10 protein-coding genes are annotated in these 13,227 nt (G+C 51.0%); 2 read left to right on the forward strand and 8 right to left on the reverse strand.

From position 1 onward, the window contains the following. Positions 1–80: 80 nt before the first annotated feature. Both BJJ97_RS04060 and udp read right to left on the reverse strand, forming a co-directional pair. Positions 81–869, reverse strand: coding sequence for a tyrosine-protein phosphatase (locus BJJ97_RS04060; protein ID WP_095993137.1), 789 nt, complete (start codon positions 867–869; stop codon positions 81–83). Positions 870–1,105: 236 nt separating this feature from the next. Continuing rightward, on the reverse strand, positions 1,106–1,876 hold the full coding sequence (gene udp, locus BJJ97_RS04065; protein WP_010283777.1) for a uridine phosphorylase: 771 nt from the start codon (positions 1,874–1,876) through the stop codon (positions 1,106–1,108). 326 nt (positions 1,877–2,202) lie between these two features. Between udp and BJJ97_RS04070 the strand changes: the two genes are divergently transcribed. Beyond that, positions 2,203–3,030 carry a dienelactone hydrolase family protein gene (locus tag BJJ97_RS04070; RefSeq protein ID WP_095993138.1) on the forward strand — a complete coding sequence of 276 codons (828 nt, stop codon included), beginning with the start codon at positions 2,203–2,205 and terminating at the stop codon, positions 3,028–3,030. A gap of 102 nt (positions 3,031–3,132) precedes the next feature. Here the strand turns inward: BJJ97_RS04070 and BJJ97_RS04075 are convergent, their stop codons facing one another. From BJJ97_RS04075 to metE, 3 genes are all read right to left on the reverse strand, one after another. Next, positions 3,133–4,794 carry a methyl-accepting chemotaxis protein gene (locus BJJ97_RS04075; protein WP_095993139.1) on the reverse strand — a complete coding sequence of 554 codons (1,662 nt, stop codon included), beginning with the start codon at positions 4,792–4,794 and terminating at the stop codon, positions 3,133–3,135. A gap of 681 nt (positions 4,795–5,475) precedes the next feature. Next, positions 5,476–7,098 (reverse strand): methyl-accepting chemotaxis protein, encoded by a 1,623-nt coding sequence (locus BJJ97_RS04085; protein WP_095993141.1) that lies wholly within the window; start codon positions 7,096–7,098, stop codon positions 5,476–5,478. A 734-nt stretch (positions 7,099–7,832) separates the two neighbouring features. After that, a complete protein-coding gene (metE, locus tag BJJ97_RS04090; protein WP_095993142.1) occupies positions 7,833–10,097 on the reverse strand; it encodes a 5-methyltetrahydropteroyltriglutamate--homocysteine S-methyltransferase in 2,265 nt (754 codons plus the stop codon). Positions 10,098–10,201: 104 nt separating this feature from the next. Here metE and metR point away from each other — a divergent pair, with 104 nt between their 5' ends. Next, complete coding sequence (gene metR, locus BJJ97_RS04095) at positions 10,202–11,137, forward strand: HTH-type transcriptional regulator MetR (protein WP_095701211.1); 936 nt, start codon at positions 10,202–10,204, stop codon at positions 11,135–11,137. Here metR and BJJ97_RS04100 read toward each other — a convergent pair. The 3 genes from BJJ97_RS04100 to BJJ97_RS04110 form a co-directional block, all read right to left on the reverse strand. Further along, positions 11,043–11,942, reverse strand: a complete 900-nt coding sequence (locus tag BJJ97_RS04100; RefSeq protein WP_039483022.1) for a carboxylate/amino acid/amine transporter — start codon at positions 11,940–11,942, stop codon at positions 11,043–11,045. The genes metR and BJJ97_RS04100 overlap by 95 nt on opposite strands. A 234-nt stretch (positions 11,943–12,176) precedes the next feature. Next, on the reverse strand, positions 12,177–12,509 hold the full coding sequence (locus BJJ97_RS04105; RefSeq protein WP_095993143.1) for a YjeO family protein: 333 nt from the start codon (positions 12,507–12,509) through the stop codon (positions 12,177–12,179). After that, positions 12,510–13,226 (reverse strand): hypothetical protein, encoded by a 717-nt coding sequence (locus BJJ97_RS04110; protein WP_095993144.1) that lies wholly within the window; start codon positions 13,224–13,226, stop codon positions 12,510–12,512. Position 13,227: the final 1 nt, after the last annotated feature.

Below are 13,227 nucleotides of genomic sequence, written 5' to 3' on the forward strand. Positions count from 1 at the left end.
GGCCTCTTTTGCGGAAAAATCAGTCACGCGGTGATAATGGATAGATCGTAAAGCCGCTGTGAGTACCTTGCGCCAGATAGTTATCCTGCAACCAAGTATTTATCCTGCAAATAATTCCGCGCGCGATTATCCAGACCGTATTCCACTTCAAGCCAGCTATCGATCGAACCGTGTCGTTCGTAGATGGCCTGCAATGCCGTCACGATGAACTCTTCCTGCACCGACAGCACATAAGAGAACTGTCCCAGCGCTTTCTCATTCAGCGTTTTTGATAAATGCGCCAGTAGCTGCTGGCGGAATGGCGTCAGCGTCGTCTCGGTGAGCAGGTAATCTTCCATCACCGTCTGTTCATCCGCACCCAGCGCAAACATCACCAGCGCCGAACCGATACCGGTGCGATCTTTACCGACGGCGCAGTGCTGCACCAGCCCGCCCTCATCCGGCCGCAATAGCAGTGATACCAGCTGTTTATAGGCAGAATTATCGAAAGGCAGACGGCGGTAGAGTTCCAACATAAACGCGCGGGAATCAAACGCGGCCAACACATCGGACTCTAGCGAATCCAGATTGGCGGTCACTTCGTGGCGTAATGGATTGGCCGGATAGGCGTGGTAGTTGGCTCCGATCCACAATATATCGGGCTTCTGCGCAATTTCATCGGCATCCCGATAGTCCACCACGTGAGAAATCGGCACGCCAGCAAGGTGTTCGCAGTCAGCCTGACTCAGCAGATCCAGCGAGCCGGAGCGAAAAAGTTTACCGTGTCGGATAAGCCGCCCATCAGCAGCGCGGTTACCGCCTAAATCGCGGAAGTTGATTCCGCCGTCCAGCGGTAATAAAGAAGGATGAAGCAACGTTGGTTCGGTCATACATCTCCTTGCGAGGTTGAAAGGCGAGCAAGGCAACTTGAGTTATTCAGTGTATACCCTAAATAATTCGAGTTGCAGGAAGGCGGCAAGTGAGGGAATCCCGATGAGCTTACTCAAGTAAGTGATTCGGGTGAGTGAACGCAGCCAACGCACATGCAGCTTGAAGAATGACGGGTATATTAGGATACGGGCTGGCATCGGTGATGACCAGCCCAAAATACCATCAATTTTTGTGCTTATTCAGCGGCTAACAAACGGCGAGTGGCATCCAGCAACACCTTGATGACGGTGGTTTCGGCCAGCTTCATGGTCGCCGCATCCGGGATTTCCTGCTGGGTACGGTTCACGATCACGCCCGCGATCATGCCCGCTTTCAGCCCCTGACTGGCGCACATGGTCAACAGCGTGGCCGATTCCATTTCATAGTTCAGCACGCCCATGCTTTGCCATTCTTCCATCGAGCCGCGGAAGCGACGGACAACGCGTCCAGAGAAGGTGTCATAGCGCTCTTGACCGGGATAGAACGTATCGGAAGATGCGGTGATGCCCACGTGCAACGCCGCACCCGATGCCTTCGCCGCTTCCACCAGCGCGGTGGTACAGCCGAAATCAGCAACGGCCGGGAATTCCATTGGCGCGAAGTGCAGGCTCGCTCCATCAAGGCGGACAGCTGCGGTGGTCACCAACACATCGCCGACATTGATGCCGGATTGAATCGCCCCCGTCGTGCCGACACGCAGGAAAGTACGGATGCCGAGCTGTGCCAATTCTTCTACCGCGATTGATGTTGACGGGCCGCCGATACCGGTCGAGCAAACAATCACCGCCTTGCCATCCAACTCTGCACGCCAGGACGTAAATTCACGGTGTGATGCCAGATGTACCGGGTTATCCATCAGGCGAGCAATTTTTTCAACACGCTCAGGATCGCCGGGGACGATAGCCAGCGTCGCGCCCTGTAAATCGTTCTTGACCAGACCAAGATGGAACACATCAGATGTAGACATAACTGCCTCCCGGGCAATCAATTGGGTATTCAGAGAAATCGCGCCGAACGCCTCATCAACGCAGTCTGTAAGCGTCCGTTCAATAAAAAGACTCTAGCGCATCATTACGTTTTTTTAAGTGACGAGAGTCACCGATGAAAAAGAAACAAACATCAACATACATAAAAAATGTGACTTAAATCACTATTTATTGGGTGAGGAATTCATTTTTGCCGATTAATTGTCTTCTAGTGTAGATTCTTTAATCATTGATAGTATTTATCATAGCGATTTTGAAACCCCTCTTTCACATGAAAACCGGCTGGCCGATAACAGGAGAGCGCGTAATGAAGACTGATGAACAGACAACCTTCAAACATCTTCCACAGGGGCTAACCCCGGCAGTAGAACCGCAGACCGCCTCCATCATTACCACGGATTCTGTCGGTATCGTTGCCAGTGAAACCACCATTCCTTCTCAAGGTGAACAGCTACCCGCGTATATCGCCAGACCGGCAAACCACGACGGGCCACTCCCTATCGTTCTGGTGGTGCAGGAGATTTTCGGCGTTCATCAACACATTCAGGATGTTTGCCGTAGGCTAGCCAAACAGGGCTACATGGCCATTGCGCCAGAGCTGTATTTTCGTCAGGGCGACCCCAGCCAATATAACGATATTCAGCGAATCCTGACCGAGCTGGTTTATAAGGTTCCTGATTCGCAGGTGCTGTCCGACCTTGATCACACAGCCAACTGGGCGATTAAACAGGGCGGTGACGCCAGTAAGCTGGCGATAACGGGTTTCTGCTGGGGCGGACGCATCACCTGGTTGTACGCTGCACACAACCCACAGCTCAAGGCGGCCGTTGCCTGGTACGGCAAGTGTACGGGTGAGAAAACGCTGAATAACCCTAAACATCCGGTCGATATCGCAACGGAATTAGAAGCCCCGGTACTGGGGTTGTACGGCGCGAAAGACGAAGGGATTCCGTTGGAACAGGTCGATACCATGCGGCAGGCGCTGCGTGCGGCCAACGCGGCGGCAGACATCATCGTCTACCCCGATGCCGGGCATGCTTTCCATGCCGATTACCGCCCCAGCTACCATGAAGAATCCGCACGCGACGGCTGGCAGCGTATGCTGGCATGGTTCCAGAAAAACGGCGTGGCATAACACCTTCACACGTTTTGCATCTTATTCCACGATCTAAAACGCCACCGAATAACGGTGGCGTTGGTGTTTTACCTTTTGACGGTTTTACAGAGACAGACTGCCTTAGAACGTCGTCCAGTCGCCGTCATTGCCCTTATTTTTCGCCGCTGCTGGCGCTAAAGACAGCGTTGGCGTACGCGTTGGTGCCGATGCATAAGAAGCGGTTTTGCCGCTGCCATATGACTGCAACTTAAACGCGCTTACCGCTTCCGCCAGCACAGAGGCCTGTGATTGCAGAGACAGTGCCGCAGAGGCCGACTCTTCAACCAAAGCCGCATTCTGCTGGGTCGTGGTATCAATCTGCCCCACAGCCAGATTCATCTGGTTAATCCCATCGCTCTGTTCACGGCTGGCCTGTGAGATTTCGCTGATGATCTCATTCACATCCCGCACATAGCCCGTTAATCCGCTCATCGTTTCTTCAGCGGTATCCACCAGCGACATACCTTCCTGAATTTTGCTCACAGAGTCATCGATCAAATCCTTGATCTCACGCGCAGCGGTCGCACTGCGCTGTGCCAGAGAACGCACTTCCCCTGCTACTACCGCAAAACCACGTCCTTGCTCGCCCGCACGCGCCGCTTCAACCGCGGCGTTCAGCGCAAGGATATTGGTCTGGAACGCAATGCCGTCAATCACGCCGATGATTTCCGCCATACGCTGGGATGAATCACGAATGCCGCGCATTTTCTGCGTCACGGAAACCATAACCTCGCCGCTTTGCTTCGCCGCACCAGAGGCTTTATTCGCAATGTCTGTGGCCTGCTGAGTATTTTCCGCCGTGTTTTTAATGGTAGACGTCAGCTGCTCCATCGATGCCGCCGTTTCCTCCAGCGAGCTGGCCTGCTCTTCGGTGCGCGATGATAAATCCTGATTACCCGCGGCGATTTGCGAGGCCGCCGTCGAGATCGTTTCCGCCCCGTCACGTACCTGCCCAACAATAGTGCTCAGGCTGGTGTTCATGTGATCCAACGATTGCAGCAGCAATCCGGTTTCATCTTTGCTGGTAACAGTGATACGTGAGGTCAGGTCACCCTGTGCCACTCTGTCTGCCACTTGCAAAGCCTGCTGTATCGGTCGGGTTACGCTGCGCGTGATTGACCAGGCAATCAGCGCACCAAATACGGCACTCAGCGCTAAAATAAGCAACAAAATCATGCGGGTATTGCTGTATACCTCAGCCATCGCCTCAACGGAGGTATCCATGGCATCATCTTGATAGTTAACCAATTGTCTTACCGCATCACGGTACTGACGTTGGACAACATTCAGGTTGTTGTTGAACTCCTCAATCGCCGCGTCCCGATTGCCAGCCACCACTTCGCTGATAATTTTGTCACCGGATTTCAAAAACTCGGTACGGATCGCGCGAATCGCACGCAGCTGAGAGATTGAACGCTCTTCAACCGTCTGGCTTTCCAGCTTATCCAGCAGGCGGCCAATTTCCTGGCGGAATCCATTTACACGATCGACGTTTTCTTTGATTTTATCCTCACCTGAAACCAGCATCAGCCGCTGATACGCCACCAGAATGCTGTTCACATTATCGATAAGACTATTTGAATCAACCGTTTGTGGATAAACCTCTTTCACAATGTCTCTGGCGCCATCCTGGAAACCGGATAGCTTAGACAGGGAAAAGATACTCACGACAAACAACATCAAAATCAGGACAGCAAACCCAGCCCCCAGTCGATAGCCGATACGCCAATTCGCTAAATTCATGTCTCACTCCTTTTAGGTAATGCATAGCAATGTCAATTGCGCACATGTCGCAGATTGATGGAACCACAGGGCGGAGAATGGTTGGCGATCCGAAGGGAACGAGCCTTCTGACGCGCCAGAGATACCTTAAGGCAGGCATTTTTACGCACGCTCTCAGCATGAGAGGCGCTATCAAGTCGTTTCCCTCAGGTGTTGAGGTGCAAATAGTGGAAATAAATCTAACAATGCTACAAATACAACGGATAAGACCGCAGAGACGTTATTGAGGTGATAATAATGGCCTTCCCTCTCCGAACTCATGCAGACATGGCCGCTCCTGTGTTATCCATCTTATCGGCACACCGCCCATGATCTTTATCATTTGATCGTTTAAATCATTCAAAAGTAAATAATAAATAGCCACCGACTATCAAATAGTTAATTTCGATCGGAAAAAACACATATTACTCTACGAGCCATTAACAGAAATAACGCCCCAATTACATAAAAGGATAGTCAGATATATTTGATATTAAAAATAAAGAGGTGAGAATATTTCTTAGTAAAGGATAACAAACTGAATAAGAAGGGGAAAAATCGTATTTACGCTACGTAGCACATGAAAAGAATCAGGGAGGCTGTCGCCTCCCTGTGGCAATAGGCGCTACGTTACAACGCCGTCAAACGATGGCAGTCAATTTACTATTTTCTTGCCAACGCCAGAGACAGCGCGGGTGTGCTCATCGACATCGGCGCATAAGACCCAGTGTGACTACTGTACGACTGTATTTTAAACGCGCTCACCGCTTCCGCCAGAACGGAAGCCTGTGATTGCAGAGACAGTGCCGCAGAGGCCGACTCTTCAACCAGAGCCGCATTCTGCTGGGTCGTGGTATCAATCTGTCCAATCGCCAGATTCATCTGGTTAATCCCGTCGCTCTGTTCACGACTGGCCTGCGAAATCTCGCTGATAATGTCGTGTACGTCCTTCACGTGGGCCGTTAATCCACCCATCGTTTCTTCAGCGGTATCAACAAGCTCCATGCCTTCACGAATTTTGCTTACAGAGTCGTCGATCAAATCCTTGATCTCCCGTGCAGCGGTCGCACTGCGCTGTGCCAGAGAACGCACTTCTCCCGCTACTACGGCAAAACCACGCCCTTGTTCACCCGCACGCGCGGCTTCAACAGCGGCGTTCAGCGCCAGAATATTGGTCTGGAAAGCGATGCCGTCGATCACACCGATGATTTCCGCCATACGCTGGGATGAATCACGAATGCCGCGCATTTTCTGCGTCACGGAAAGCATGACATCACCGCTTTGTTTCGCAGCACCGGTCGCCTTATTGGCAATCTCCGTCGCCTGTTGGGTGTTTTCTGCGGTGTTTTTAATGGTGGATGCCAGTTGCTCCATTGAGGCAGCGGTTTCTTCCAGCGAGCTGGCCTGCTCTTCGGTACGCGATGACAGATCCTGGTTACCGGCCGTAATTTGTGACGCCGCTGTCGAGATCGTTTCCGCGCCATCACGCACCTGACCGACAATCGAGCTCAGGCTGGTATTCATGCGATCCAACGATTGCAACAGCAATCCAGTTTCATCCTTGCTGGTCACCGTGATGTGTGAAGTCAGATCGCCCTGCGCCACTCTGTCTGCGACTTGCAAAGCCTGCTCTATTGGGCGAGTTACGCTGCGCGTGATCGCCCAGGCAATCAGCGCCCCAAACACGGCACCCAGCGCCAAAATAATCAGTAAAATAATGCGGGTATTGTTGTATACCGCAGCCATGGTCTCGACAGAGTTATCCATCGCATCATTTTGGTAATTCACCAGCTGCTTCACCGAGTCACGGTAATTGCGCTGAATCACGTTCAGGGTGTTATTGAATTCCGAGACAGCGACGTCGTTATTACCCGCCAGCGCATCACTAATAATTTTATCGCCAGACTTGATGAACTCGGCACGAAACCCACGAACAACCGCCACCTGCTTGCGGGCAAGCTCGCCTGAGGCATTGTTTTCCAGATTGTCGAGCAGACGGCTAATTTCCTTGCGGTACGCCATAATCCGATCGACATATCCCTGACGCTGTTCCTGACCGGATACCAGCAGCATCTGTAAATAAGCGACAAAATGCCCATTCACGTTATCGATGAGATCATTAGCATCTACCGTTTGCGGATAAACCTCTTTGACGATATCTCTGGCACCATCCTGAAAGGATGACAATTTAGACAAAGAAAAAATACTCACGGTAAATAGCATCAGAATCAAGATGGCAAACCCGCCTCCTAATCGATAGCCAATTCGCCAATTCGCTAAACTCATGTCTCACTCCTTTTAGGTAATACATAATAATGACTACTGCTCGTCTAATAACGCCGCAGAGTGGGGAATTATCGTTTTTTTCGGGAAAATAAATATGCTTTATGGGTGTATATTAATACCCATAAATGAGTAATTGCAGGTGCACTTTCAACATAAGTAAAACGTTAAAAAATACAAACAACCTCACTCTATTGGTACATCCAGAGCTGCCTCCATGCCGTCTACCTTATCGGCACAATATTCCCTAGCTTTATGACGGTATCGATTAACCCCACCGAACAATAAATATATTGATAGCGGATAAATAATCCTTTTCGACAAATAACCTACCAGTCGATGCAGAAAAACAAGGGGGATAGCGCGGCGATTTTATTAAAGGAAAGACAATATAGTTAATTTCCAGGAAGGAAGAAAATTTGTAGGGTAGAAATAATAAACAGTCGAGATACGACGAAAAATAGTACGTATTTTTATCTACTCGTTAGCTATACCCTAAATAATTCGAGTTTCAGGAAGGCGGCAAGGGAGGGACAAATTCGTCGGGAACGAATTTGAACAGCCAAAGGCTGGCCTCCGGTGAGAGACAGGACGTCTCTCATTTCATCCCGATGAGCTTACACTGGTAAGTGATTCGGGTGAGTGAGCGCAGCCAACGCACATGCAACTTGAAGTATGACGGGTATATAAAAAATCAGGGAGGCCATCGCCTCCCTGATTGCATCAGCCATTAACGATTACTGGGTTTCACGCAGACGTTGTGCTGCCTGAACCATATTCGCCAGAGCCTGACGCGTTTCAGGCCAGCCACGGGTTTTCAGACCGCAATCTGGGTTCACCCACAGGCGTTCAGCAGGGATACGCTGCGCCGCTTTCTTCAGCAAGGCTTCCATCCATTCCACGCTCGGTACGTTCGGGGAGTGAATATCATAAACGCCCGGGCCGATTTCATTCGGGTACTCGAACTCTTCAAACGACTCCAGCAATTCCATATCGGAGCGCGAGGTTTCAATCGTAATCACGTCGGCATCCAGCGCGGCGATAGAATCCATGATGTCGTTGAACTCGCAATAACACATATGGGTATGGATTTGCGTATCATCTTTAGCTACCGCGGCGTTCAGACGGAAGGCATCCACTGCCCAGGCCAGATAAGCATCCCAGTCAGAGCGATGCAGTGGCAAACCTTCACGCAGCGCCGGTTCGTCAATCTGGATGATACCAATGCCTGCGGCTTCCAAATCTGCCACTTCATCACGCAGCGCCAGTGCAATCTGCTTAGCGATGGTTTCACGCGTGACGTCTTCACGTGGGAAAGACCAGCACAGGATCGTCACCGGACCTGTCAGCATGCCTTTCATCGGCTTGTCGGTCAGAGACTGTGCGTATTTCGCCCACTCAACGGTAATCGCTTCTGGACGACTCACATCACCAATGATGACTGGCGGTTTCACGCAGCGAGAACCGTAGCTCTGCACCCAGCCGTTCTGGGTAAAGACGAACCCATCCAGATGCTCACCGAAGTATTCCACCATGTCGTTACGCTCGGCTTCACCGTGCACCAGTACGTCCAGCCCCAAACGCTCTTGCTCAGCCACGGCCTGCTTGATGTGCTCGGAAATGCCGGTGCGATAGTTATTGCCATCCAGACGACCCTGTTTGAAGTCCAGACGCAGGCCACGAATTTCGGTGGTTTGCGGGAAAGAACCAATCGTAGTCGTCGGCCATGCTGGCAGATTAAAGCGCTCGCGCTGGGCATCCGCACGAACCGAATATACGTTCTGACGCTGGCTGTCCTGTGCGGTAATCGCCGCAAGACGCTGTGTAACAGCCGCGTTATTCACACGCGTCGAGGTACGGCGAGCGCGAATCGGCGCGCTGTAGGCTTCCAGTGCCTGACCGTTGCCGCTGTTCAGTGCCTGAGACAACAGTGACAGCTCCGCACATTTCTGAATGGCAAAGGCAAACCAGCTCTTCACTTCATCATCCAGACGCACTTCCACGCTCAGATCGATAGGGCTATGCAGCAGTGAACATGAGCTGCCCAGCCACAGATCGCGCGTCCCCACCAGCGGTTGTAGACGCTCGAACCAGCTGCTCAGGTCAGCACGCCATACGTTACGACCGTTAATCACCCCCAGAGACAGGACCCAGTTAGCAGGCAGTTGGGCGCTCAACGTCGCGGCATCATCCTTACCGTGAACCAGATCGATATGCAGCCCCTGAACCGGCAGCGTTTTGATCGTTTCCAGATTCTGGCTAACGCTATCGAAGTAGGTCGTCAGCAGCAGTTTCACCTGACCTTGCAGTGCATCGTAAGCGGGTTTAAATGCGGCCAGCCATTCTTGCGGCAGTTCCAGCGCCAGTGCAGGTTCATCAATCTGCACCCACTCAATGCCGCGCTTCGCCAGCTCAGCCAGCACCTGCTGGTAAACTGGCAGAATGTCCTGCAGCAGAGACAGACGGTCAAACTGCTCACCTTTCACTTTGCCCAGCCACAGGTAGGTCACCGGGCCTAACAGGACAGGTTTCACGTTATGGCCCAGCGCCAGTGCTTCATCGACTTCATCCAGCAGCTGTGTCCAGGTCAGCTTGAACTGCTGCCCTTTGGTGAATTCCGGCACCATATAGTGATAGTTAGTGTTAAACCACTTGGTCATTTCTGCCGCAGCAGCAGGTTGACCGGTTGGCGCACGTCCACGGCCAATGCGGAACAGCGTATCCAGGTCGACCGAGCCGTCTTCATTCTGATGGCGAGCAGGTACGTTACCCAGCAACAGACTCGTGGTCAGCACATGGTCGTACCAGGCGAAATCACCCACTGGCAGCAGATCAACGCCAGCATCCTTCTGTTGTTGCCAATGGCGCGCACGTAGCTCGCGGCCAACGGTCAGCAACGCTTCCTGTGTTGCATTACCTGCCCAGTAGCTTTCCTGCGCTTTTTTCAGTTCACGGCGTAATCCAACGCGCGGAAAACCCAGTGTGTGATTCACAATCGCCATCGTTAATTCCTCATTTAGCCGTCCAGATGTTTACACATCCATAATCCGCAGGTACTGTAGTAATCACAAGCGCAATTTATTCACTGTCACTGTGAAGGACTCTCATGATCGAATTTAAACACCTGCGAACGCTGCAAGCACTGCGCAATACTGGATCGTTAGCCGCCGCTGCCGCTGCACTTCACCAAACCCAATCGGCGTTATCCCACCAGTTCAGCGATCTGGAACAGCGCCTTGGGTTCAGGCTATTCGTGCGTAAAAGCCAGCCGCTGCGCTTTACGCCTCAGGGAGAAATTCTGTTGCAGTTGGCAGAGCAGGTGTTACCGCAAATCCAGCAGGCGTTGCAGTCGTGCCATGAGCCGCACCAAACCACGCTGCGTCTGGCTATTGAGTGTCATAGCTGTATTCAGTGGCTGACGCCTGCGCTAGACGAGTTCCATCAGCACTGGCCGCAGGTTGCGATGGACTTTAAATCAGGCGTGACGTTCGATCCTCAGCCAGCACTGCAACAAGGCGAGCTGGATCTGGTCATGACCTCCGACATCATGCCGCGCAGCGGTCTGCACTATTCGCCTCTGTTTGATTTTGAAGTCAGATTGGTGCTGGCTCCTGACCATCCGCTGGCAGAAAAAGAGAAAATCGAACCGGAAGATTTCACCGCCGAAACTCTGATGATCTATCCGGTACAGCGGCAACGGCTGGACGTCTGGCGTCACTTTTTACAACCGGCAGGCGTCAGTCCTACGCTGAAAAGCGTGGACAATACGCTGCTGTTGATTCAGATGGTCGCCGCCCGTATGGGCATCGCCGCGCTACCGCACTGGGTGGTGGAAAGCTTCGAGCGTCAGGGGCTGATTGTGACTAAATCGCTGGGTGACGGGCTGTGGAGCCGGTTGTACGCCGCCGTCCGTGACGGAGAGCAGCGCCAACCGGTGATTGATGCGTTTATTCGTTCGGCGCGTCAGCACGCTTGTGAGCACTTACCGTTTGTAAAGGACGCTTCACGACCCAACGCTGGTGTACCCACAGTGAGGACGTAATAATTATCGTCCCCACGATAAAGCTCAGCCAATCTGGCGTTTTATGCCAGATAGCGAAGTTAACCAAGAGTCCGGCCGGCACGTGAAAGTTGTTCATTATACTAAGCGTTCCGGCATCTACCTGAGTTGCGCCGTAGTTCCACATAAAATAACCCAGGCCAGAAGCGCCAATCCCCAACCAGGCCAGCACGCCCCACTGCAAGGTTGTAGTGGGTAACTTATCCAGATTACCGAAGAGCAGCCACGCAACTATCGTCACAATCGCAGCCCCCAGATAAAACCAGGAAAACGCGCAGTGCTGCGGCACGGGATGGAGCTCCATCAGGCGCTTATAACCCACCTGACCCGCGGCAAAACACACATTCGCCGCCTGAACCAGCAGGAATCCCCACCAGAAATGTTCACTCACGCCATGATAGTGGATCACCGCCGCCCCGAATACCGCCAGCAGCGCGCTCATCACGTAACCCCAGCGCAGACGCTGTCGGGCAAGCAGATCGTAAATCAGCGTCACGTACAGCGGCGTCATCACTGTGAAGAGTAAGAACTCAGGTACGGTCAGGTACAGGTAAGCCTGGAATACGAACAGGTACATGATACCCAGTTGGCAAGCACCCACTAACATGTACAAGAAAATGACGCGCGGCGTGTAACCCCGCAGGCGTAAGAATGGCAAAAACACCACGGCTGCGGCCGTCAGACGGAACATCGCAGAAAACCAGCTATCAACCTGACCCGCCAGATATTCGCCAATCAGGCTGAATGAAAATGCCCACAAAATAGTGGTGATAGTGAGTAATGGCACGACAACATCCGCTTAGGAAAAAGTATCGCCATTGTAACGGAGATGACTGAATGAATTTCAGTCAATATGGTTTACATCAGGGTGAATAATGGCCAAGTGAAAGCATCAGATACTCATAAATTTATCCACTGAGAGTAAACCGCTATTACCTTGATATTCATAAGGTATTGAACACGGATTTTAAAATGGTCATTAATTACAATAATATCGGATCATTTTGATGGAATCAGTCAATTAGCATAAAGCAAATCGACCAAAGAAAAACCACCCGCCGTACAGAGTGACACACAGTATTCCAACCGTGTAGTAGACTGTTTTATAGCGATTTTTCATGTAAATATTGCGCGCTAAGGCAATGAGTAAGGGCGTTAGTAAAAATAAAGCCGCCACACCCGCCTGTAAGATACGGTTACTGAGAGACTGATGGGGAATACTACAGATAGAGTCTCCCGACTCCATCATCCAGTCATATTTGTTGATCGAGAGTAAACCCATCGCAAAATAGGCGAATACAACATATCCCGCCATAGAGATAGCATCGACGATCTTTTCCTTGCTTATATTCATTCAGGTATTAAGTCCCAGCAGTTTTCTTACATGGCTTCTAATCTGTAGTAACCGTACGCCATAAGAAATGTAGTCAAATTCTATAGAACCACGTTCCGGCCTAGCGTCGATAAAATGAATAAACTCTCTCAATTTTCTTTGTATACCCCGGTTGTAACGGATTCCCGCCATCATGTACTGTTCATCAGTCAAGTAAAGCGCCGCTACACTCGGATAATCATAGAGGATCATATCTCTTAGGTGCTGTGCAACAAGCCAGAGGTGAAAATCATCCTCCACCAGGCAAGTTGCTAATTCAAGCTGATCTCGCGTTGTCAAAATATCAGGGTCTAATCCCAAAGTTCTAGCGGCAACCTGAATTTGCATAGCAACAGAGCCAAAAGAGGTTTTATTTTCGGGAGACGACTTTAGTCCCAGAAACCTTTTTATCTCAAACACCTGAAACTTATATTCTTCTGGCATTCCGCCTGACTCAATCCAGGCAACACCACCGAGCAACTCAGGAAGAATGCCAGCCTGATTAGCATACTTTATTATTCTTTCTTTGTTGTAATGAATATAGGCATCTTTATATGCGTTTAAATAATATCCTCCACTCTTCCTTTCAGGATTACTTTTGCAAAACTTCCAGAAAAGAGCATCAATCTCATCCCATTTTCTAAATCTAATCTTAGAAATATCACAAAATTTGTTTCGTACGATACTATCATCTGCCATA

The sequence above is a fragment of the Pectobacterium polaris genome, assembly GCF_002307355.1.
Taxonomy (GTDB): Bacteria; Pseudomonadota; Gammaproteobacteria; order Enterobacterales; family Enterobacteriaceae; genus Pectobacterium; species Pectobacterium polare.